Source organism: Streptomyces sp. NBC_01669 (genome assembly GCF_026339735.1).
GTDB classification, from domain to species: Bacteria; Actinomycetota; Actinomycetes; order Streptomycetales; family Streptomycetaceae; genus Streptomyces; species Streptomyces yanii.
The window spans coordinates 8,718,633-8,742,115 of sequence record NZ_JAPEQG010000001.1 but is presented as its reverse complement, the minus strand read 5'-3'; the positions used below and the strand labels follow the sequence as shown (position 1 = coordinate 8,742,115).

The window sequence follows — 23,483 nt, the reverse complement described above, 5'->3', positions numbered from 1 at the left end:
AGGTCGAGCTGCGACCGATCGCGGTGCGGCCGCTGTCGGTCGCGGCGTGGGCCTGCTTCGGATGTGAGTGGTTGAGGAACAGAAAGTAGCGCCGAGATTGATCACCGGGCTACCACAGCCGGCTGTCCCGGTGGGGAGCTTCGGGGAAAGATCGTTGAGCGGGCCCGCCGTGACGGCCGCGCTCGCGGGCGGACACCTGGCCCTCCAGGGGCTCCTCGCGGATTGTCAGCGGTCACGCAATGAACTGCTCAGCCGAAGGCCGCCCTCGCGTACGGCGGCTGCCAGACCGGGTGTTCAAGTACGAGGAATCGTTCGACCTCCGAGGTTAAAGACCAAGTTAGTATGGCGGAAGCCGATGTACAGGGCACCGGGTACCCGCCGCGCGTACCACCGCCCCGAACGGGCCCCCCGCCCACAGGCGCCCCCATGCCGGAAACCCCGGCCCGATTCCGACGGGCCGGGGTTTCCATGTCATGCAGACCCTGCTCTACCACCTTTGGAGGTGGCCCCTCACCACTCCTTGTCGAAGTGGTCCCGGACCACCCGGAAGCTGCCCACGACACCGTTTTTGACGAACACGCCGCCACGGATGTGCTGACGGGTGAAGACACCGTTGCTGGTGCTCCAGGGACCGACCGTCGCAACCGGGGAACCGTTGTCGCAGGTCGCCCCACGGAAGAACTCAACGGTCCGACGACTGTCGTTACGGACGTTGAAGCTCCGGGCACCCAGACCGCTCACCACCGTGATGCAGCCATCCTCACCGCGAGCCGAGTACGACCGCTCGTTGATGAAGATCCGGCCCTCCTCCTTGTGGCCATAGCCACCACGGTTGTTGCCGCCGCCGTAGCCACCGCCGCCGCCGCCGCCGCCGTAGCCGCCCTCGTTCCCCTTTCCACCGTTGCCGCCACGCTCGTTGCCGCCACCGTTGCCGCCACCGTTGCCGCCACCGTAGCCGCCCTCGTTGCCGCCACCGTTGCCGCCGTCGTTCCCCCTCCCGTTCCCGTTCCCGTTCCCGTTCCCGTTCCCCCTCCCGTTCCCGTTCCCGTTCCCGTTCCCGTTCCCGTTCCCGTTCCCGTTCCCGTTCCCGTTCCCGTTCCCGTTCCCGTTCCCGTTCCCGTTCCCGCCGTCAGCCAGCGGAGCAACAGCCGGAGCAGCCTGCTGAACTGCCGGGGCGGACCCGGTAGCCGAGGCATACGTAATGCCGGTAGTAGCCAGAACCGCTGCGCCTGCTACGGCAGCGGTTACAGCGACTGTACGCATGGTCATGTCACTTCTTCCTGTCTCAGAGACGCCGGCTGGGCAGCCGACCTGAGACGAACGTACTTATCGCCTCATTACCTGTCATATCGGGACAGATCCACGGCGTGACACCACAGGGCCGACCGGGTGTACGCACCCCACCCACCACCCACTCCACGACTACCTGACGGACCATCAAATAATAAGCAAGTAAGCCCTCCTGGCACAGGATTAGCCCTTCCGGGCGACATGCACCCACCCCCTCACCCTCTCGGCAGCACCCCACCCCAACCCACCACCCCCCACAACACCCAAAGACCACACCCCACCACCACCCTGAACAACCATCACCCAGCGCCCCATCGCCCCGCCCATCACCATCCCGCCACAGCCAACACACCGTTGCTTTGATCATCAAGTGATCTCAGCAATCCCGGCGTTTCCGCCGGAATGGTCCGTAACGGTCTCACCGGAGCGCGGGTTGCGCCCTGGTGTCCTGTTGACGGTCTCCCGTTTCCTTCCCGGCCCGGGGGCCGGGGATCGCGCCATCCGCCCGCCCCGTCCCGGCCTTGCGGCGCGGGCGGGTGACGCGGGTCTTCCGGTCGGCTCCACGGGGCTTCGACTTCGCCTTGGCGAGGTCCAGGTCTCCGGCCGCTCCGGTACCTGTGGTGCGGGCCGCGAGGGCGACCAGGTTGTGTCCGGCGTTGGCGTCCCGGTCCAGGACGAGGCCGCAGTTGTCGCACTCGAAGACGCGCATGCTGAGGGGCAGTTTGATTTTCACCGCACCGCAGCGGGAGCAGGTCTTCGAGAAGGGGTACCAGCGGTCGGCGACAACGAGTCGCGTGCCACGCCGGCGGGTCTTGTAGGTGAGCTGGCGTCGGATCTCGCCGAACGCGGCGTCCGCGACACGGCGGGACAGGCGCCGGTTGCGGCCCATTCCGGCGACGCCCACGTATTCGACGACGATCGTGCCGTACTCGCAGGCCAGGCGGGTCGTCATCTGGTGGAGGGTGTCCTCGCGAAGGTTCGCGACCCGGTGATGGATCTTATTCCGCGCCTGGTTGGCCTTCTCCCAGCGGCGGGAGGCCTGCTGCCCGGTGCGCCGGTCTGGGCCGCGGCGACGTGAGACAACCCGGCTGGCGCGGCGCAGCTGCTTCTGCGCGCGGTCGAGGTGGCGTGGGTTGGGCTCTGCGCCAAGGACACCCTCGCTGTCCGCGAGGACCGCGAGGGTCTTGATGCCGAGGTCGATACCGACCGCTGCATCCGGGCGGGCAACCTTGACCAGCTCGTGCTTCTCCTGGACCTGGAGCGACACGAACCAGCGGCCCCGGTCGAGACGTGCGGTCGCGGACAGGATGCGCATGTTCCCCGCGTCGATCACGGCCCGCAGGTCAGCTCGGTTCTCGTGCAGGCGGACGGTGCCGATCCTAGGCAGGGTGACGTGTCGTCCGTCAGGCTCGATACGGATCGTTCCGGTAGTGAACCGGCAGGTAAGGCGCGCTTTCCGCTTCGACTTGAAGCGGGGGATGCCCATCCTTGGACCCTTGCGCTTACCGCTCTTCGACTTCGCGTAGTTTTCGAACGCAGCCGACGCACCTGCAAGACCGGTGTTGTACGCCTCCTTGGAGTTCTCCTCCCACCAGCCGACGAAACGCGGGTTGGTGCGCTTGTCCTCGTTGAACGCCCTCCGCAGCGAAGGCAACGACCACGACCGCCACTCGATCAGCTCATCCTCGGGGATGCCATATGACTGCTCGGACTTGCGCTGCCACCACACGGCAGTGACGTACGCGACTGCCCAGTTGTACGCGGCCCGCGCGGCGCCTGCGTGCGAGTGCAGATGGCGGTTGGCCGTGGCATTCGGGTCCAGCGCCAGCTTGTGTGCCTTCACGACGAAGCCCGGTTGCGGCTTGAACTTTTTCACCCGGCCGCCTCTTCGCCGGCGGCGACGGCCCGGGCGGCGCGATTCCTCGCGGAGCGGCGGCTGTACAGGCGGGCACACATCGAGGTTAGGACCCCGGTGATGTCTCGTACGAGGTCGTCGGCGGTCTCGGCTGAGTCGAGGACGACCAGGCGTCGTCCCGCGGCCGAGAGGGCTCCTTCGAGATGCTCGACGCCGAACCGGGCGAGGCGGTCCCGATGCTCGATCACGATCGTCCCCACGCCTGGGTCGGCGAGCAGGCGATGCAGCTTGCGACGGCACCCGTTCAAGCCGGAGCCGACCTCCGTCACCACGTCAGCGACCGTGAGCCGTTGCGCCCTGCACGGTTCGGGCGACCTGACGCTCCAGGTCCGCTTTCCGGTCACCGGACGAGACACGGCAGTACCCCACGACCCGCCCGGCGGCCTGCGGGGCGGGCTCGGTCACCAGCCATGCACCCGACGGCGTCTGGACGACCGGGACCGGCATACGGCCCTCTTTCGCCCAGGTCCACGCGGTCTGGTAATGCACGCCGTTGTGTGCCGCCCACTCGGAAAGCCCGCACCCGCACCCACCGACACCACGGCGGCGTACGCCCCCACCCCCTCGGTGTCCAGCCACACGGCCATATCCGCCATAGCGGCGTCCGCCAACAGCTCCCGAGGGGAAATCGCCGTCGCCTCCCCATTCCCGCCATGCGCCACTTGGGCCGTCCTCTCCCACGCAGCGGTCAACGAAGTTTCAGGACCTCTGGCCACCCATGCATAAGCGGCGCTCACGCAATCAAGCGGCTGCGGCCTTGCCGACTGCCACTGGGAGGCGAGTTGTCCGTTGATGGGCCGTGGGCATGTCGCCGCGGATCGTGCCGGACGAGCCGCGGGAGTGGGCCGAGCCGCTGCTCCTGAAGAGGAGCACAGGTTTCGCCACCCGGACCGGCCTGGGACACCGGGCCGCCGAGGCCGCGCCACCGCAGAGGCCCGTGAGAAGATCCCTTCACAGTGTGCGCTGATACCGACCGCGGAAGGTGACGATGTACGCGATATCCCTGGGCGACGACGGCGCCGAGGTGCGCCCGCTCGAGCCGTGGCGGGCCGAGGAGTTCCTGGCCCACATCGACCGAGGACGGGAGTTCATCGGGCAGCACAACGCGCTACCCGACGTCGTCACTGACCTGGAGTCGAGCCGGGTGTTCCTCCAGGCGTACGCAGACAAGACCGCGGCCGACGCCGGTCGGCTCTACGGCATCTGGACGGACGACAAACTGGTCGGCGCGGTCCTCTTCCGGACCATGGACGTCAAGCAGGGCACGGCCGAGGCAGGCTGCTGGCTGGAGCCGTCGGCGGTAGGCAAGGGCCTGGTGACCCGGGCCGCGCGCGTGATCATCGATTGGGCGATCGAGGAACGGGGCATCCACCGCGTGGACTGGTGGGTCTCGGCAGCGAATGAGGCCAGCATCGCTGTGGCCAGGCGGCTCGGGATGACCAAAGACGGTGTACTGCGGGAGAGCTACCTTCACCGGGGGAAGCGGCACGACGAGGAGATCTGGTCGGTCCTTGCGCCGGAATGGCAGGCCGGCAAGCAGGCGTCTTGAACTCCTGACGCAATGCGGGACGCAGGCGTTGCCGGCAGATGGTCGCACAGCCTGGGGCGAGGAAGGCCTGATCGGATGTCGGCACTGGCCACCCAGCGGATACGAAGACTGCGGGACCGGTTCACGGAGTCGACCGAGGCCCGGGAAGCGACAAGCCCCCCGTAGATCGTGACAGCATCCGAAGAGTGAGGCCCTCCCCTCCGGATTCATTCACAGATCCGGGACGAGCCCGGAGGTAATCTTGCTGCCCGTCCACACGAAGGTTGCTGGTCCGATCATGCCGGCCAAGCACTTCGCGCCGACGATGCCGAAGACAGGGTCGTTTGTCGTGCGCCCCGGGGTAACCGCCCTGCAGCCGGATCTCGGTCTCCTCGCAGCGGCAGCAACCGACAACTCGGTGAACGCGGTCGCCCGGTCACCGGCAGTGGAACGCGCACCGCTGCACTGAACGCCATCTCACCGGCACCACGACACCGGCGCGTGGGCCGGGCCGGACGAGAGGAAGGGCTCCTTCCTGGCCACCGCGCAGACCGCCGTCTTCGCCATGACCAGCACCTTCACGATCAGCATCGATCCGGCGGGCGACGGCGGACAACCTCCGGTCCTGCCGTTCCGGACGTCGCACGTCCCCTCGACTCAACTCCGGACACGGAGTGAGCTCGAACGGCTACTCCTCGCGTTCGTACTCAGCCTGCGCCCGCTTCTTGTCGAGTTCATCCTGGGCCGCGCGGTAAATGTCGCTGACGACCTTGCGGACAGCCTGGGCATCGGCCCCGGACGAGGCGTCCCGGATGCGGTCGGCCCACTCGTCTACGCCATGCAGATTTTCCGATTTCTCACTCATACGACATTTGTACCCTTTTGAGGCTTCGCTTGTCTCCTCTACCGGTAGTGAAGCGGCAGTGGCGACCGCCTACAGACAGCGGCGGCGTAGGTGGCAGCGGCCAGGCGGGCCATCGCGCTGGGACAGCTACGGCGGATGCGAGCCGGGCCGGAGCAGCACCAGCCCGCCCCGATCGGTATCGCCTGTGGTGCTCGGGGCTGCGGCTGTTCGTCCGGCCTGCCCAGGCACCTCCGCCCCGATGTGGGCACGTCACAGGCGGTCACAGCCCGAGCCCGCAGAGTCCCCAGGACCTGTTCAGTCGACCGCAGAGTCCCCTTTTGCTCGTGCACCAGGTCGTAAGCGGCAGGAATCGCTGCCGACGCCTCGATCAGCCCGCTCCGGAGCTTCGTGGAAAGCGCGTAGCGGCCCTGGTAGCCCTTCATCGTCCTGACTCAACTTCCGTCATCACGTTGCTGTGAGAGATATGCGTCAGGAGACCAGCGGGACCGAGGACAAATATCAGGTGTAGACGATGGGGCAGCCACGCCGGATCGGATGCTGGGCAGCGCGCAGGAACAGTGCGACGTAGAAGGCTGTGTCCAGGTCATCGCCCCACGGTCCCGGTCGAACGGCGGCCAGTTCCTTCGCCGCTCCGTCCATGAACCACGCGGTCAGGTCGAGGTTGTCGCACATCGCCGGGGTCTCGGCTGGCAGGTCGACAGCTGCCGCCAGCTTCTCCGCTATTGCCAGCGCCTGCGGAGCGCCGACGACCATGGTCGAATCCGTGTAGCCGGAGTTGATGGGCAACCAGATCTCCTCGTCGAGAGACAGGGGCGCGAGCACCGTCCAGCCGCAGACGGTCTCCGCTTCCTCCCGTGACAGGTGCGCCTGGCACAGAGCGGCCGGCCGGAACCGTCACAGTCCAGCGCCTGGTGTCCGATGCCACGTCACGATGACTACGACGCGACGCTGCCGCCTGCCGGCACCATGCGTGTTGTGGGCGTAGGTGTGGCTGTGCGGTTCCGGGTGTGTGCCGAGGGGTACCCCCGCATGCCGGAAACCCCGGCCCGATTCCGACGGGCCGGAGTTTCCGTGTGCTGCGGAGGATATTTACCACTGGCCGCAGTGGCCCTTTACCACTCCTTGTCGAAGTGGTCCCGGACCACCCGGAAGCTGCCCACGACACCGTTTTTGACGAACACGCCGCCACGGATGTGCTGACGGGTGAAGACACCGTTGCTGGTGCTCCAGGGACCGACCGTCGCAACCGGGGAACCGTTGTCGCAGGTCGCCCCACGGAAGAACTCAACGGTCCGACGGCTGTCGTTACGGACGTTGAAGCTCCGGGCACCCAGACCGCTCACCACCGTGATGCAGCCATCCTCACCGCGAGCCGAGTACGACCGCTCGTTGATGAAGATCCGGCCCTCCTCCTTGTGGCCATAGCCACCACGGTTGTTGCCGCCGCCGTAGCCACCGCCGCCGCCGCCGCCGCCGTAGCCGCCCTCGTTCCCCTTTCCACCGTTGCCGCCACGCTCGTTGCCGCCACCGTTGCCGCCACCGTTGCCGCCACCGTAGCCGCCCTCGTTGCCGCCACCGTTGCCGCCGTCGTTCCCCCTCCCGTTCCCGTTCCCGTTCCCGTTCCCGTTCCCGTTCCCGTTCCCGCCGTCAGCCAGCGGAGCAACAGCCGGAGCAGCCTGCTGAACTGCCGGGGCGGACCCGGTAGCCGAGGCATACGTAATGCCGGTAGTAGCCAGAACCGCTGCGCCTGCTACGGCAGCGGTCATGGCGACGGTACGCGTCTTCATGTCACTTCTCCCTTGTCTCTGAGGGTCGGCCGGGCAACCGGCCTGTGACGAACGTACTTATGGCGCCTTTAGCTGGCATCTCGGACGTATCACCAGGGGGCCGACCGGGTGTACGCGCGCCCCGCACCGCCCATCGATCGGCACATGACACTCCGTCAATACATGTGAAAGTAAGCTTATTTGGCACACGATTAGGCCTTCTGGGCGACTTGATGACGCCCGATCACCCTGTCGGCAGCATGTCGCCCGGCCCCGCACACCGAAAAACCTCACCCCACCGCCCTGAACACCAGTCACCGGCACCCACCCCACCACCCCGACCGCCACAACGACCGACCACACCCCTCTCGCGGACCAGGGCGGCGTCGGCATGCCATGGACGTCCTGCGATCGCCACCATGGCCCAGGCCGTCGATCGAAACAGTCACTGGCCCGGAACGAAGAGGCAGCTCAGCCGGGCCATCGGCCAAGCGCCTGGTGAATCCATCGCTCGTAAGGGGTCACGTCGCTTCGAGCCCGCGTGTCCCTTACATCCCCTCTGCTGCAATGTGCTAGATAACTGCAGTAATCCGGTGCCCCACGCCGGACCCGCGGGACGGCCCTGATACCACGCCGATGGTGTCAGGGCCGTCGACGTTCGGTGAGGTCCGCCGACAAGGTGGCGTGGTCGAACTGGATGACGGCGCTGCTTGAACGGAACGGATGTACTTCGCCACGGAAGCCGGTCGAAGCCGGACAGCCTCGCGACGGACAAGACCTGAAGCAACGGACCCTGCCGCGAGTACCTGCGACGCCGTGGCATCCGGCACACCATCCCCGAGAAGACCGACAGCCGGGCCGCCCGTCTGCGTAAGGGGTCGGGTGGCGGACGCCCACGGGGCTCCGACAAAGCGCGGTACAAGAAGCGCAACACCGTCGAGCGCGCGATGAACAAGGTGAAGCATTCGAGGGCGGCCCCTCGCGCGGGGCGCTGTGCGCTGTTTCGTGTTATCCGCCGGTCCGTTGCACGTTGATGACGAGCAGGGCGATGTCGTCGTTGCGGGGTGCGCCCTGCGTGGCGTAGTGGACGAGGTTGTCGGCGAGGGTCTCCGCCGTCTCGCCCGGGGCTCGTGCGAGATGCTCGGCGAGGCCGGCGATGGCGTCCTCGATGTCCATGCCGGGGGCTTCGACGAGTCCGTCGGTATAGAGAGCAAGCACGGTGCCGGGAGGCAAGGCGATCTCGGTGGTCGTGTAGTCGGCGGTCGGATCGATGCCGAGCACGAGACCGGGCGGCAGGTCGAGGACTTCGGTGTATCCGTCGGGGTGACGCAGGAGCGGTGGAGGGTGGCCGGCGGTGGACAGGCGGGCACGGTGGTGTGCCAGGTCGAGGTGGATGTAGAGGCAGCTGGTGAAGAGGCCCGGGTCGAGGTCGATGAGCAGGTGGTTGGTGTGGGCGAGGACTTCGCCGGGGGATACGCCGGCAGTGGCGTGGACTGCGGTTCGGACCTGGCCCATGAGGGCGGCGGCATTGACGTTGTGGCCTTGGACGTCGCCGATGGCGGCGGCGGCGTTCGTTTCGTCGAGGCGGATGAGGTCGTAGAAGTCGCCGCCGATGTCCACGCCGTGGGTGGTCGGGAGATAGCGGGCGGCCAGCTCCAGGCCGGGGATCTGGGGCAGGGCGTGGGGCAGCAGCGCGGCCTGCAGGCTGTGGGCGAGTTGGTATTGGGCGTCGTAGAGGCGGGCGCGTTCCAGGGCTTGGGCGATCAGCCCGGCGATCGAGGTGAGGATGGCGCGTTCTTCTGTGGCGAAGGGGTGGGGCCGGTCGTAGGCGAGCACCATCGAGCCGATGGTGCGGCCGGAGGCAGTGAGGGGCAGGAACGCCCAGGCAGCCATGTCGTCCTGGAGGACGGCGGGGGGGTAGGCGCGTTTCAGGTCCGCGAAGGTGGCGAAGAAGGCAGGAACGCCGGTGGCCAGGACGCGCGCGGCGGGGGTGTGTGAGGTCAGGGGGGCGGCGTCGAAGCGGTCCATGAGTTCGGTGGTGTAGCCGCGGTGGCCGACGATCCGCAAGCGGCCTTCCTCCGCGGTCATCAGGGCGAGGGCCTGGATACCGAAGGCGGGCATGATCTGGCGGGGGACCCGGTCGACCACGTCCTGCACGCCGACGGCTTCGGTGAGCGTGGCGGCCAGGTGCAGCAGGTGGTAGGCCTCCCCTGCCCGGCTTGGCGTAGCTGGCGACGTGATGCACTGCGCCTCTGGAGTGTCCTCGGCATGGCCCGTGGGGGCGGGAGTGATACGGACACTGATACCGGAGGCATCCGGATGGAGCTGGAAGGACAACCAGCGATCCGGCGGGCGCCGGGCGGTGAAGGACGTGATTTGGCGGCTGACCACCGCAGATCGGTAACAGTCTTCGAAGACTGGGTCATCCAGCCAGGGCAGCGCTTCCGAGAGGAGCGCGCCCAGCAGGTCGGGGATGTCCGCTCCGACCAGTTCTGCAGCGGCAGTGGTGATGAAGGAGATCCGGCCTTCCAGGTCCAGCGCGCAGCAGCCCCCGGGCAAGCGCTCGGCAAAGTCGACCGCGGCCATTGCCTCGCCCGGACACGGAGTGTAGGAGCGGTACGCCGACAGCACCCGCGGCTCGGATCCGGGCAGCACCGGGTGGTCGCTGTCGGCGGCCCGCTGCAGGAGCAGCCCGGTGTGGCGGCAGAAGACGTCGATCGCATGACGCTCGTGCTCGGACAGCTGCGGCGGATGCGAACCGGGCCAGAGCAGCACCAGCCCGCCCCGATCGGTGTCGCCTGTGGTGATCGGGGCTGCGGCTGCCGCAAAGTGGTAGGGCACCACGAGCGCGGGCCTCGGGTAGCGGCGTGCCATCTCTTCACGGCTACCGACCCACACCACGCGTCGCTCGCGTACGGCCTCGGCCACCGGAATCGGGGCTGTCAGCGCCACCTGTGCCCATGGTGCGACGATCTGCGGCGGAACCCCCGTCAGCAATGCCATCCGCAGTACCGTCTCGCCCGACGGCAGCAGGTACATCACGCCCACAGACGCACCGGTCTCATGCACGACCCGGATCAGAGCGGGGTCCAGCAACTCCAGGCCTGAACCCGCTGCGGGGGTGAACGCCGCCTCCCGCACGCTCTCACCCTCCCTCGGCGACACCGGGCCGGGGTCCCCTCACGCGCCCGTAGTGATTCCGGGCGGCTTCAGCTCTGATGCCGAGGCCGGCGGCGGTCCTTGACCGGCCGACCCCGGCCCGCCCGTCGGCCTGGACTGCCCCGCGTACCAGGAGCCCGGTCGGTCCAGGTATCCCCGGCACAGCAGCGCAGTGGCAGTCTCCCGCTGGGGGAAGGCCACTCACCTGCTGCGCAGGGGCCTGTACCCGTTCCAGCTGCTCCGCACCGACGAGCAGCATCGCCTGCCGAGCCTCTGCGCCCTCCCTCCGACGGCGCCGGGCCCGCCAGGCCACCTGCCGATGTACCGGATGGCAAGAACGTCGGCCACGACCTGCCGGTGCCGGCGATGGCATGTCGCACCAGCCGAACCGAACGTCGCACATATATGGACAATACGCTCGCCATGTCGTAGGGGCATTCGATGTCGGCACATCACGGACGGTCGTATCCCGAGCACGCAGGCCCCCAGGACCCTCTCAGCCGTCCGCAGAGGGCTCTTCTGCTCGTGCCCGGGTACCGGAGAGGCGGTGGGCGTCGGCGCCGGAATCGACGATGGTGCCGTTGGAGGTGAGGCGGTCGACGATGGCGGCACGGGGACGGGGGTCAGTGAAGGTCGTGGTCCAGCCGCCCGAAAGACTCCTGGGCGACGCGCGGCTGCGCCGGGAGGGCGAGATCTGTCGGCAGGATTCTATGAGCGAGTCGCCTCGTAGGCGGGGAGTGCGGCCGGGGTGGTCCGGGTTGCCGGGCGCATGGTCAGGATCAGTACGGCCAGCCCGGCAAAGATGACCGCGGCGACGACGCCCGTCACGTGCAGGCTGGTGGTGAACGCCTCCCGCGCGGTGTGCAGCAGTTCCGCGCCCTGGCCGGCGGGCAGGCGCTCGGTGGCGGCGACCGCGCCGGCCAGCGAGTCGGATGTGCCGTCCATCCGGCTGCGGTAGACCACTGCGGCCACCACACCGAGCAGCGCGAAGCCGAGAGAACCGCCGAAGTAGTTGCCGGTCTCCGACATCGACGCCGCCGAGCCGGCGCGCTCCGGCGGTACGGACCCGACGACCAGCCCGGTGCCCAGCGCGAACAGCGGGCCGGTGCCCAGCGCCAGTACGGCGATGCCGATCATCACCAGCGGCAGGGCGCTCGCACCGTCGACGCCGACCAGCAGCAGGCTGCCCAGCGCCGACCCCACCAGCCCGCCGGCGATCGCGGTCGTCTGCTTCATCCGCCGGCCCAGCGCCGGCGCGGCCATGGTGCCGACCGCCACGCCCAGGCCCATGGGAGCGAACAGCACCGCCGACGCGAACGGCGAGTAGCCCAGCACGCTCTGCAGGTACTGGGTCACCAGCAGGCCCGTACCGGCCATGGCGATGCCGGCGAAGACCAGCGCGACGAGTACGGCCGTGAACGGGCGGTTGCGGAGCAGTCGCAGGTCAAGCAGCGGCGTCTCCAGCCGCAGTTGTCGGCGTACGAACAGGAATCCGATGGCTGCGCCGACGACGAGGGCCACCGCCGAACCGGCCGGCTCGCTCTCGACGGTCAACTGCTTGATGCCGTAGACCATCAAAAGTACTGCCACGAGCGAAAGACCGACGCTGGCCAGGTCCAGCCGGCTGGCCCGGTCGCTGCGGTACTCCGGCAGTAGGACCGGCCCGGTGAGCAGCAACAACGCCATCGCCGGTACAGCAACCAGGAACACCGATCCCCACCAGAAGTGCTGGAGCAGGAATCCGGCGAGTACGGGTCCGAGCGCGCCGCCGGTGAACTGGCAGGTCGCCCAGATCGCGATGGCCTGCCCGCGCTGCCGTTCGTCGCGGAACATGTTGGTGATCAAGGCAAGTGTGGACGGCGCCAGGGTCGCGCCGGCGACGCCCAGCAGCGCACGCGCGACGATCAGTGTCAGCGGGTCGGCCGCGAAGGCTGCCACGACCGACAGCACCGCGAACGCCGCTCCGCCGATCATCAGCAGCCGTCGACGGCCGATCCGGTCGCCGAGCGTACCCATCGTGATGACCATGCCGGCCACCATGAATCCGTAGCTGTCACTGATCCACAGCTGCTCGACGTTGGTGGCACCCAGGTCGGCGCTCAGCCGTGGGAGCGCGAGGAGCAACGCCGTCATGTCCATCGCGACGAGCAATGTCGGCAGCATGAGGACGACCAGTCCCAGCCACGCCCGGTTGACTCGCATATCCGAAACTCCCTGTTCTCTCGACGTTTCGCCGGTTGGTCGGAGCGGTCGAGAGCTTCTTGACATCGGTACGGAAGGAAATCTCTCGCGTCTGCCACGGTGGGGCGTCACCAGAAATGACGACCTCGCGGTCCGGGCGATGCGACGGCGAAAAACTCATGCGAACGTTCGGGCGGGGGATGTCAAGACGACGGCGACGGCTCCGACCAACCGGTCGAAGGGCCCAGCCGGGGCCCGCAAACCACGAGGAGTACAAGATGAAGTTCCTGATCAGCCTGCATATCAACCCGGCCGTGCTGGACGCCCTGACCGACGAGGAGAAGGCGGCGATCGGCAACGGCCACGGCAGGTTCATCGAGGCGCTGAAGAAGTCCGGCGAGCTGATCACCACGCAGGCGCTGGTCGATCCGTCACAGGCCGCTGTGGTGTCCGTACGCAACGGCCAGCCGGTGGTGACCGACGGACCTTTCCTGGAGTCCAAGGAGTATCTGGGCGGCTTCTACCTGATCGACTGCGAGAACAAGGAGCGGGCGATCGAACTGGCATCGCAGATCCCGGACACGACGATCGAGGGTCTCGGGGTCGAGGTGCGGCAGGTGATGTTCGCTGACGGACAATTGGAGGCATGACAGCACGACCCATCGAGGACCTGCTGCGTGAGCTCACGCCGCAGGTCCTTGGCGCATTGGTACGTCGACACGGCCAGTTCGAAGGGTGCGAGGACGCCGTACAGGAGGCCGTCCTCGCCGCCACCGTGCAGTGGCCGGCCGAGGGAGTGCCGAACAACCCGCGCGGCTGGCTGGTGACTGTCGCGTCCCGGCGGCTCATCGACCAGATGCGCAGTGACCACGCGCGCCGTGAGCGGGAGTCGGCGACGGCCACCGAGGTGGTGCCCGAGGACGTACCGGACACCGACGACACGCTCGTCCTGCTGCTCCTGTGCTGCCATCCGACGCTGACCGCGGCCTCCCAGACCGCCCTGACGCTGCGGGCGGTCGGCGGCCTGACCACTGCCGAGATCGCCCGCGCATTCCTGGTGCCGGAGGCCACGATGGCGGCCAGGATCAGCCGGGCCAAGCAGCGCATCAAGGCCGCCGGCAGCTCGTTCAGTCTGCCGGACGGCGCGGAGCGCGAGGAGCGGCTACGGGTCGTCCTGCACGTGCTCTATCTGATCTTCAACGAGGGCTACACCGCCTCCTCGGGCAGTGAGCTGCACCGCGCCGACCTCGCGCACGAGGCGATCCGGCTGGCCAGGATGGTGCACACGCAGCTGCCCGAGGACGGCGAGGTGACCGGGCTGCTCGCGCTGATGCTGCTGACCCACGCCCGCCGGCCGGCACGTACGACCGCGGCGGGCGACCTGGTGCCGCTGGACGAGCAGGACCGTACCAAGTGGGATCGCACGCTGATCGACGAGGGCACCGAGCTGGTCAAGGCGTCGCTGGCCGGCCCGGCGCTGGGGCCTTACCAGCTGCAGGCCGCCATCGCCGCCACGCACGCCGACGCGGCCACGACCGAGGAGACCAACTGGCCGCAGGTGCACACCCTTTACCTGATCCTGGAACGGATCGCGCCCAACCCGATGGTCACCCTCAACCGGGCAATCGCGCTCGCCGAGACCGAGGGCCCGCCGGCCGGGCTGGCCCTGCTGTCCACATTGGACAGGGACGAGCGGATGGCCGGGCACCACCGGCTGCTGTCCGTACGGGCGCATCTGCTGGAAAAGACCGGCGACACGGCCGGGGCGTACGAGCACTACCGGCGCGCCGCGAAGTCCACCGCCAGCATCGCCGAGCAACGCTACCTGGAATCCCGGGCCAGCCGGGTAAGAGCATAGATTCTGCCCCAATCCCTCCCCTGGGTCACACGCAGCTCCCGCGCATGGAGGTGCAGAAGGAAGCTCACGAAGTCGTCGGAAGTGGGCGGTGAACGACGGAGCTGCCGGCTGAGGACGGTGTCCCCGGGATGACGGCGGCTCAGGAGCTGTTGGCGGCGATGGACAGTCATCGCTGCAGCTCTTGCCCGCCTGTCCGATACCTGGCGGCCGTCAGCTGTCCTCCTCAGCTTCCGGCTTGGTCACCTGGACAGCTTGCGTTGCCGCCGACGACAACGCTTACTGCATCGCCAGAAACCCGACACCGCACTTCCGCTGGAGAGCCCGGTTCGACCGGCGGGACCGGGCGTCACGACACATCGCCGCGTACAGATCGACCTCGGCCACGGGTGAAGCCATCGCAGGAACAGCCCGGCGATGGCACGCACCTCCCGGTCAGAGCCTTGAATACGGCCGGGGTCGCTGCTCGCCTCACTTGCTTGGTCCTTGAAGTGTGTGAGGAGGGTGGGGAACGGAGAGCGATCCTTGATCACCTCTGGGTAGGTTTCGGCCATGACTGGTGAATGGCGTACGGATCGGATCGGGGCCGCTCTTCGTGGCGAGAACCCGACGGTACTGCGGCGGCTGGAGTCGGGTTTCGGAGTGATCGGCGACGTTCAGTTTGGCCCTGCCTTCCGGCGGGTCAATCTGGAGATCCTGGAAAACACGGACCCCTTCTTGCATGCGCATGTCTGGCCACGGTTCGAGTGGGAACCGGCCGATCTGGTGGGTGCGCCGGTGTGGCTCTATCCGCGTGACCGGTGGCACGACGAGCAGTTCAGGCTCGGTCCGCAGCACGATGTGTTGCGGGATGCGATCGGCAGCGAACTGGACGAGTTGCGCTCGATGGCCTGAAGATGTGGGCCCTCCGGCCGTCACATCGGCGAACCCGGTGATCGGTGAGGTCAGGCGATGCCCATGGGAGTCGCCTCAGCGCGGTGATGTCGGTGACGCGGTTGGTGATCGTGGGGTGGGCGGCTTCCTGTGTCGCAAGGAGAGCGACGAGCGTCACCGGCTGATCGCAGTACGGGCGGTTCCGTACAGCCGTCGATGCCGGTGGATCGATGGCGTCAGGAGGCCGTCCATCGCGGTCCGACGCCCCGGCAACACCCCCTACGGGCGACGGCCCCGAATCCGGGCTCGGATCTGCCGGTGCCAGCCGGTAGGTGGACGATGGACACACTGAAAGCTATGCACGGGAGCCAGGGCGGCGAGGCGGTTCGCGCGGGCGGCGTGATGGACCTCTGAGGGGAAGGAGGGTCCGGCCGTGACTGAGGCCGACGGCCTGCTGGGCGACGCTGCGCCGGGGGCGGCTGATCCTTCGGCCGCTCCGGGCGGGCTGCTCGATGTGCTGGGTGTGGCCGCGGTGGTCCTGAACGCCGAGGGCCGGATCGCTCTGTGGAGCCCGCAGGCCGAGGAACTGTTCGGCTACACCGCCGGGGAGGCACTGGGCCGCAGCGCGATCTACCTGCTCATCGAGGAACAGCATCGGGAGCAGGTGATGTCCCTGTTCGCGCAGGTGATGGCGGGCTGCGGGGCCTGGGCCGGGGTATTCCCGGTGCGCCACAAGGACGGCAGCACCCGACTGGCCGAATTCCGCAACATGCGTCTCGAGGACGAGCACGGCCACCTCTACGCACTGGGCATTGCTTCCGACCACTCCACGCTGCAACGGGTGGAGCGTGATCTGGCCTTGTCCATGCGATTGGTGTCGCAATCCCCGATGGGCCTTGCGGTCATGGACACCGACCTGCGGTACGTGCTGGTCAACCCGGCGCTGGAGCGCATCAACGGCCTGCCCGCCGAGCAGCACCTGGGCCGACGCGTCGGCGAGGTGCTGTCGTTCCTGGACGCCGACGCCACCGAATCGGCGATGCGGCGCGTGCTTGCGGACGGCGTACCTCGGCTGAACCAGTTCACCACCGGCCGCACCGCGGCCGACCCCGACACGGAGCACGCCTGGCGTGTGTCGTTCTACCGGCTGGAGGACGCGTCCGGGCAGGTGATCGGACTGGCCACCTCGGTCGTGGACGTCACCGAGCAGCTGCAGGCAGCTGCCGCCGCCGTCCGGACCCGGCGGCGCCTGGCCTTGATCGCCGACGCGTCCGCGCGGATCGGCACCTCCTTCGACCTCGAGGTCACCGCCCGGGAGCTGGCCGACATCGTCGTTCCGGAGTTCGCCGACATAGTCGCCGTCGACGTCCTCGACTCCGTACTGGGGGGCACGCAACCCCACGACGACGGCGACACGGCGTCGTTCCGTGCGCTCGCGGTGAAGACCGCCTACCCCACGCCGGCAATCCGGGCCGCCGACCCGGTCGGCGAGCTGGCGAGTTACGACGCCACCCGGCTGGTCACCCAGAGCGCGAGATCCGCCCGCCCCGTCCTGGTGTCCCGCGTGCGGGAGAGCGACCTTGTCCGCATCGCCCGCGACGCGGAGGCCGCCACCCTGCTGAAGGAGGCGGGCCTGCACTCCTACCTCGCGGTGCCGCTGATCGCCCGCGGTGAGGTCCTCGGCGTGCTGGACCTCAAACGCGCCCGCAATCAGCAGCCCTTCGACCACGACGACCAAGTCCTCGCTGTCGAACTCGCCGCCCGCGCGGCGGTATCCATCGACAACGCCCGCTGGTACCAGCGTCAACGCCGCGCCGTGCTCACCCTGCAGCGCCACCTGCTGCCCTCCGAGCCCGCCTCCAGGCCCGGGCTGGAGATCGCCTACCGGTACCAGCCCGCTGCGGCGGCCGACGAGGCCGGCGGGGACTGGTTCGACGTCATCCCGCTGCCCGGTGAGCAGACCGCGCTGGTGGTCGGCGATGTGATGGGCAGCGGCATCAACGCGGCCGCGACCATGGGCCAGCTGCGCATCGCCGCTCGCACCCTCGCCGCACTCGGGCTGGAACCCGATGCTGTCCTCACTCAGCTCGACGACATCGCCGTGGGTCTGGACGGCGCCATGGCCACCTGCGTCTTCGCCGTCTACGACCCGCACCTCCTGCGTTGCCGCATGGCCACTGCCGGCCATCTGCCTCCCGTGCTGACCCGGCCGGGTCAGGTGCCGGAATTGCTCGACCTGCCCACCGGAGCCCCTCTGGGTGTCGGCGGCGTTCCCTTCGAGACGATCGAGTTCCATCTGGGTATCAGCGACGAACTGGTCCTCTACACCGACGGGCTGGTCGAGACCCGCGACCAGGACATCGATGCCCGCCTCCAGGCACTCACCGACCTGCTCAGCAACCCCCGCCGTCCTCTGGAAGAGACCTGCGACCTCCTGCTGGGCGCGCTGCGCCACCGGGACGACCACGACGACGTAGCCCTGCTCATCGCCCGGACCCGGCATATGCAGTCCGGACACGAGCCATGAAGCCACGGCGCGGCGTCCTGACGGAACCGTACGGCGACAGGTGGCCGACGCGGGCGCCGTGCCCGCCTCCGATGTCGAGGGTCATCAGGCCGCCGTCGGGGGGCAGGGTCGGTCTCGGTCGGTCGGGTCATCAACGCAACATGGAGGTCATGAGGGGCTCCCCTTCGGACGCGGCGAGTGCGGTCTGAGGCCCCACTCGGTCTCCGCGCTCACGGTCAGATGGCGTTGTTTTGAAGCTTCTGCGCAGGGCCGCGTTGACAGCGGCGGGCAGTCGACGTATCCCGGAATCTGAGGGTGAAAGGCACGTTCGAGGCCGAACCGGCCGGTGCGGTTGCCGACCGCGATTCGCCGGGCCCGGACGCCGCGCCCCAGGTGCCGCGGAGCAGCCCTGGCACCTGCCCGGCGGGAAGCATGAGAAGGAGCGGGATCATGGCACGCTCGATCGGTATCGACCTCGGTACGACGAACTCTGTCGTCAGCGTTCTGGAGGGCGGCGAACCCGCTGTGATCCCGAACGCCGAGGGCGCCCGGACAACCCCGTCCGTTGTGGCATTCGCCAAGGGCGGCAACGTGCTGGTCGGCGAGGTCGCCAAGAGGCAGGCGGTGACCAACGTGGAGCGCACCGCCCGGTCGGTGAAGCGGCACATGGGTGAGGCGGCCTGGCGGTTCCCGGACTCCGGCAGCGTGGACGGGAAGCGCTACACCGCGCAGGAGATCTCCGCGCGGGTCCTGCAGAAGCTCAAGCGCGATGCGGAGGCCTATCTGGGTGAGGACGTGAGCGACGCCGTGGTCACGGTGCCCGCGTACTTCAACGACTCGCAGCGCACCGCCACGAAGGAGGCCGGGGAGATCGCCGGTCTGACGGTACTGCGGATCGTGAACGAACCGACCGCTGCGGCCCTGGCGTACGGCCTGGACAAGGAGAGCGAACAGACGATCCTCGTCTTCGACCTCGGCGGTGGCACGTTCGACGTGTCCCTCCTGGACATCGGCGAGGGCGTCGTAGAGGTGAAGTCCACCAACGGCGACACCCACCTGGGCGGCGACGACTGGGACCAGAGGATCGTCGACCACCTGGTGAAACAGTTCAAGAACAACTACGGGGTCGACCTCGGCAAGGACAAAATGGCCGTTCAGAGGCTGCGCGAGGCCTCGGAGAAGGCGAAGATCGAACTGTCCGCGGCAACCGAGACGACCCTTAATCTTCCCTACATCAGCGCCTCCGCCGAGGGCCCGCTGCACCTCGACGAGAAGCTCACGCGTGCCCAGTTCCAGCAGCTCACCGCGGACCTCCTGGAGCGCTGCAAGAACCCGTTCCATCAGGCCGTGAAGGACGCGGGGATCAAGGTCTCCGGCATCGACCACGTCATTCTGGTCGGCGGCTCCACCCGGATGCCCGCCGTCACGGGACTGGTGGAGGAGCTGACGGGCAAGGACCCGCACAAGGGTGTGAACCCGGACGAGGTCGTCGCGATCGGCGCAGCCCTGCAAGCCGGTGTCCTGAAGGGCGAGGTCAAGGACGTCCTGCTGCTGGACGTCACCCCGCTGTCCCTGGGTATCGAGACCAAGGGCGGCATCATGACCAAACTGATCGAACGCAACACCACGATCCCGACCAAACGCTCGGAGATCTTCACCACGGCCGAGGACAACCAGCCGTCCGTCCAGATCCAGGCCTACCAGGGCGAACGCGAGATCGCGGCCTACAACAAGAAGCTCGGCGTGTTCGACCTGACCGGCCTGCCCCCGGCCCCACGCGGCCTCCCGCAGATCGAGGTCACCTTCGACATCGATGCCAACGGCATCATGCACGTCGGCGCGAAGGACCTCGGCACCGGCAGGGAACAGAAGATGACCATCACCGGTGGTTCCGCGCTGCCCAAGGACGACATCGAGCGGATGATGCGCGATGCCGAGGCCCACGCGGAGGAGGACCGCCGCCAGAAGGAGGCCGCCGACACCCGTAACAGCGCCGAACACCTCGTGTACACCACCGAGAAGCTCCTGGCCGAGAACGCCGACAAGATCCCCGCGGACGTCAAGACGGACGTCGAGAACGCGCTGGCCGACGTCAAGGAGAAACTCAAGGGCGACGACACCGCCGCCCTTCGCTCCGCCGTGGAACGAGCAGCCACCGCTACTCAGAAGATCGGCACCGCCCTCTACTCGCAGGCCCGGACGGATCAGCCCCCCGGTCCTGCTGCCGGCGCCGGACAGGGCGGCGAGGAGGACGTCGTGGACGCGGAGATCGTGGACGACGACACCGCGAAGGGAGGCACGTGATGAAGCAGCCGGCCCAGCCCCCGCGTCCGGATCTCCCACCCCCCGTGGTCATCCGCGACCGCAGGAGCATCGATCCCGTCGCTCTCCGGCCCCGCCGACCTGAAGGTCAGGAGGCCACACCGTCGGCGCACACGGCGGCGACGGCCGGCCCGCCGATTGCCGGCAGCCGCGCCGCCCACAGTCCGTCCGGCCCCGAGGAACGCATCCGGCAGCTGGAGGCGGACCTGGCCGAGCGCACCGCGGACCTGCAGCGGGTCAAGGCGGAGTACGACAACTACCGCAAACGTGTGCAGAGGGACCGCCTCGCGATCCGGGAGGCGGCCGTCGCCAATGTCCTCGCCGGGCTGCTGCCCGTCCTGGACGCCATCGACCGGGCCCGCGCCCAGGGCGACGTCACCGGTGGCTTCCACCAGGTCGCCGGGATTCTGGAGTCCCACCTCGCTGCGCTGGGCCTGCACAGCGTGGGCGAGGCAGGCGAACCATTCGACCCCCACATCCACGAAGCCCTCACCTCCACCACCGCCTCCGGCACCACCGGCGCGACCCGCATCGAGGTGCTGCGCCCCGGCTACCGGGTCGGCGCACACCTGATGCGCGCGGCACAGGTGGCCGTAGCCGAACGGCCGGCCCTGAGCCCACCCCCGCCCCGCTGACCGACGGCGGGTCACAAGCGGCCGCACCGCAGCACGTGACCGGCGTACCGGTGGTGAGCCGACGGCTGCCGCTGTCGGCGGCAAGGAACACTCACCGGCTGCCGAACTGTCCGACCCCGGTCATAGCTCCCACTCCGCGTCGACGTAGCCCATCGTCCGGTTCATGGCGATGGCATTCGCGTTCGCGGGGTGATGGAAAGTGCGGACCGTAGTTACGCCACACAGCTCCGCGAAGCTCAGACCGAACGCCTTCATCGCGACGGAGATGCCACGGCCGCGATAGCCGGCTCTCACACCCGTCATCTCGTTGAAGACGAAACCGCTGTGTTTCGACGACGCGGACATCCCCATCCATGTGTCGCCGTCCAGAGCGATCACAATGCCGCGTGGGTCATAGGACGGGACCTCGATCCGCTGCTGGACGTATTCGTCGAATGTGTAGAACTCACCCCTGTCCGGGATGTCGGCGGAACACTCCTTGTTCAGCTCATAGAGCATGCGGCGATGGTCCGGGGTGTCGCCCAACGCTGCCAGCGTGGTCAATCGGATACCGGCTACGCGACACGCCTCCAGATACGGTTCGAAGCGTTGCACAGGGCATGTCGTCAGATCGAGTTCGAGCCTCACCCACTGGTCAGCCATGCGTTCCCCTTCGCTCCGGCATGATCCATTCCCACTCATCCTGCTGGAGCGACCGGGTGGAGGGCAACGCCGGGTCCCGTGGATCAGCTGCTCGGCCTGGCGGCAGACCCCTCACGGAAGCGACCACCCGGTGTGCGTGGGCGGTTCAGGGACAGAACCCGAATGTGGCTGTTCAACGTCCGGCCTGCATCGGTACGCGGCGTCGCCACCGGCCGGGCGGTCGACCGTCGCGACGGAAGACCCCATGGAACAAGTGACTTCCGCAGGTGCGTCCGTGGTCGCTCGGGAACACCGGGCTGCATGTCGGGCTCTGCCGAGCGGTCGGCGCGGAGGCGGGCAAGCGGGGTTGTCACCTCCCGGATGACCCCCCGGTCGGAGGGCCGGTGGGGGCAGGACATAGCGTGTGCGGTGGAGAGTACTAAGCCAAGCCTTACTTCCATTGCTCTCTGCCCGCGTTCAACCGCCCCATGGAACGAAGGAACAACAACCCCATGACACGCCCTGTCCGCGTCGCCATTGTCGGAGCCGGCCCCGCCGGTATCTACGCAGCCGACGCGCTGCTGAAATCCGAGTGCGCACTGGACCCGGGTGTATCGATCGACCTGTTCGAGCGCATGCCCGCCCCCTTCGGCCTGATCCGCTACGGAGTGGCCCCTGACCACCCCCGGATCAAGGGCATCGTCACCGCGCTGCACCAGGTACTGGACAAGCCGCAGCTGCGGCTGTTCGGCAACGTCGACTACCCCCATGACATCGGCCTCGACGAATTGCGCTCCTTCTACGACGCGGTGATCTTCTCCACCGGCGCCGAAGCGGACCGCCCCCTCGACATACCGGGGATCGACCTCGACGGCTCCTACGGTGCGGCCGACTTCGTCTCCTGGTACGACGGGCACCCCGAGGTGCCGCGCACCTGGCCGCTGACGGCCGAGAAGGTCGCCGTTCTCGGGGTGGGCAATGTGGCCCTGGACGTGGCGCGCATGCTCGCCAAGACCGCGGACGAGCTGCTGTCCACGGAGATCCCGGCGAACGTGTACGAAGGCCTCAAGGCGAACAAGGCGCTGGAGGTGCACGTCTTCGGGCGGCGCGGTCCGGCGCAGGCCAAGTTCTCCCCGATGGAGCTGCGGGAGCTGGACCACTCCCCCAACATCGAGGTCATCGTCAACCCCGAGGACATCGAGTACGACGCGGGATCGGTCGAGACCCGGCGGGGAAACAAGCAGGCGAACATGGTCGCCTCCACCCTGGAGAACTGGGCCATCCGGGACGTGGGCGACCGGCCCCACAAGCTGTTCCTGCACTTCTTCGAGTCCCCGGTCGAGGTTCTCGGGGACGACGGCAGCGTGGTCGGCCTGCGGACGGAGCGGACGGAGCTGGACGGCACCGGCAACGTCCGCGGCACGGGACGATTCACCGACTGGGATGTCCAGAGCGTCTACCGAGCGGTCGGGTACTACTCGGATGAACTGCCGAAGCTTCCGTTCGACCCCACCTCCGGCACGGTCCCTCATGTCGCCGGACGGGTTGTCGAGGGTGCGGAGCCGATGCCCTCGGTGTACGTCACCGGGTGGATCAAGCGGGGACCGATCGGCCTGATCGGCCACACCAAGGGCGACGCCAACGAAACGGTCGCCTGTCTGCTGGAGGACCGGGCCGCGGGCCTGCTGCCGGCCCCGACGCAGCCTGATCCGGACGCGGTCGTCGCCTTCCTCAAGGCGCGCGGTGTCCGCTACACCACGCGTGAAGGCTGGCACCGCCTGGACGCTCACGAGCAGGCTCTCGGTGCGGAACAGGGCCGTGAACGCATCAAGGTCGTGGAGCGCGGCGCCATGCTGGAGGCATCCGGCGCCTGACCGTACGGCTGCGCCGTCGGTGGCCTCTCGGCGGGACCACCGGCGGCGCAGCGCGTTGCGCAGAGTGCTGTGCGGGCGGGCCGGCCTGGGCGC

16 protein-coding genes and 2 pseudogenes are annotated in these 23,483 nt (G+C 68.3%); 8 read left to right on the top strand and 10 right to left on the bottom strand.

Going from position 1 to position 23,483, the window contains the following annotated elements:
• Positions 1–510: 510 nt before the first annotated feature.
• The 3 genes and pseudogenes from OG972_RS39135 to OG972_RS39125 form a co-directional block, all read right to left on the bottom strand.
• Positions 511–1,269, bottom strand: a complete 759-nt coding sequence (locus tag OG972_RS39135; RefSeq protein ID WP_266989676.1) for a hypothetical protein — start codon at positions 1,267–1,269, stop codon at positions 511–513.
• A gap of 439 nt (positions 1,270–1,708) precedes the next feature.
• The gene (tnpB, locus tag OG972_RS39130; protein WP_266989674.1) at positions 1,709–3,166 is read right to left on the bottom strand and encodes an IS607 family element RNA-guided endonuclease TnpB; all 1,458 of its coding nucleotides are present in this window, start codon (positions 3,164–3,166) and stop codon (positions 1,709–1,711) included.
• Positions 3,163–3,694: pseudogene (locus OG972_RS39125) on the bottom strand (IS607 family transposase). Before OG972_RS39125 ends, tnpB begins: the two are co-directional and overlap by 4 nt.
• A gap of 499 nt (positions 3,695–4,193) precedes the next feature.
• On the opposite strand from OG972_RS39125, the gene OG972_RS39120 reads away from it, so the two are divergent.
• The gene (locus tag OG972_RS39120) at positions 4,194–4,754 is read left to right on the top strand and encodes a GNAT family N-acetyltransferase (protein ID WP_266989672.1); all 561 of its coding nucleotides are present in this window, start codon (positions 4,194–4,196) and stop codon (positions 4,752–4,754) included.
• 667 nt (positions 4,755–5,421) lie between these two features.
• On the opposite strand, the gene OG972_RS39115 is transcribed toward OG972_RS39120, so the two are convergent.
• From OG972_RS39115 to OG972_RS39090, 6 genes and pseudogenes are all read right to left on the bottom strand, one after another.
• Complete coding sequence (locus OG972_RS39115; RefSeq protein ID WP_266989670.1) at positions 5,422–5,598, bottom strand: hypothetical protein; 177 nt, start codon at positions 5,596–5,598, stop codon at positions 5,422–5,424.
• Between the two features lie 498 nt (positions 5,599–6,096).
• Positions 6,097–6,420: a hypothetical protein gene (locus tag OG972_RS39110; RefSeq protein ID WP_323135932.1), complete on the bottom strand. Its 324-nt coding sequence runs from the start codon at positions 6,418–6,420 to the stop codon at positions 6,097–6,099.
• Between the two features lie 290 nt (positions 6,421–6,710).
• The gene (locus OG972_RS39105; RefSeq protein ID WP_266989668.1) at positions 6,711–7,385 is read right to left on the bottom strand and encodes a hypothetical protein; all 675 of its coding nucleotides are present in this window, start codon (positions 7,383–7,385) and stop codon (positions 6,711–6,713) included.
• A gap of 987 nt (positions 7,386–8,372) precedes the next feature.
• The gene (locus OG972_RS39100; protein ID WP_266989666.1) at positions 8,373–10,529 is read right to left on the bottom strand and encodes a SpoIIE family protein phosphatase; all 2,157 of its coding nucleotides are present in this window, start codon (positions 10,527–10,529) and stop codon (positions 8,373–8,375) included.
• Between the two features lie 490 nt (positions 10,530–11,019).
• Positions 11,020–11,172: pseudogene (locus tag OG972_RS39095) on the bottom strand (AAA family ATPase); the annotation flags it as partial.
• A 59-nt stretch (positions 11,173–11,231) separates the two neighbouring features.
• Positions 11,232–12,725, bottom strand: a complete 1,494-nt coding sequence (locus OG972_RS39090) for an MFS transporter (RefSeq protein WP_266989664.1) — start codon at positions 12,723–12,725, stop codon at positions 11,232–11,234.
• Positions 12,726–12,982: 257 nt separating this feature from the next.
• On the opposite strand from OG972_RS39090, the gene OG972_RS39085 reads away from it, so the two are divergent.
• The 6 genes from OG972_RS39085 (at position 12,983) to grpE (ending at position 20,895) form a co-directional block, all read left to right on the top strand.
• Positions 12,983–13,354 (top strand): YciI family protein, encoded by a 372-nt coding sequence (locus OG972_RS39085; protein WP_266989662.1) that lies wholly within the window; start codon positions 12,983–12,985, stop codon positions 13,352–13,354.
• Positions 13,351–14,562: an RNA polymerase sigma factor gene (locus tag OG972_RS39080; RefSeq protein WP_266989660.1), complete on the top strand. Its 1,212-nt coding sequence runs from the start codon at positions 13,351–13,353 to the stop codon at positions 14,560–14,562. Before OG972_RS39085 ends, OG972_RS39080 begins: the two co-directional genes overlap by 4 nt.
• Positions 14,563–15,111: 549 nt before the next feature.
• Complete coding sequence (locus OG972_RS39075) at positions 15,112–15,453, top strand: diadenosine tetraphosphate hydrolase (RefSeq protein ID WP_266989658.1); 342 nt, start codon at positions 15,112–15,114, stop codon at positions 15,451–15,453.
• Between the two features lie 433 nt (positions 15,454–15,886).
• The gene (locus OG972_RS39070) at positions 15,887–17,959 is read left to right on the top strand and encodes a SpoIIE family protein phosphatase (protein ID WP_266991003.1); all 2,073 of its coding nucleotides are present in this window, start codon (positions 15,887–15,889) and stop codon (positions 17,957–17,959) included.
• Between the two features lie 429 nt (positions 17,960–18,388).
• Complete coding sequence (dnaK, locus tag OG972_RS39065) at positions 18,389–20,242, top strand: molecular chaperone DnaK (protein ID WP_266989656.1); 1,854 nt, start codon at positions 18,389–18,391, stop codon at positions 20,240–20,242.
• Positions 20,242–20,895: a nucleotide exchange factor GrpE gene (grpE, locus tag OG972_RS39060; protein ID WP_266989654.1), complete on the top strand. Its 654-nt coding sequence runs from the start codon at positions 20,242–20,244 to the stop codon at positions 20,893–20,895. Before dnaK ends, grpE begins: the two co-directional genes overlap by 1 nt.
• Positions 20,896–21,015: 120 nt before the next feature.
• On the opposite strand, the gene OG972_RS39055 is transcribed toward grpE, so the two are convergent.
• Positions 21,016–21,537: a GNAT family N-acetyltransferase gene (locus tag OG972_RS39055; protein WP_266989652.1), complete on the bottom strand. Its 522-nt coding sequence runs from the start codon at positions 21,535–21,537 to the stop codon at positions 21,016–21,018.
• 491 nt (positions 21,538–22,028) lie between these two features.
• On the opposite strand from OG972_RS39055, the gene OG972_RS39050 reads away from it, so the two are divergent.
• Positions 22,029–23,390, top strand: a complete 1,362-nt coding sequence (locus OG972_RS39050) for an FAD-dependent oxidoreductase (protein WP_266989650.1) — start codon at positions 22,029–22,031, stop codon at positions 23,388–23,390.
• The last annotated feature ends 93 nt before the right edge of the window (positions 23,391–23,483 follow it).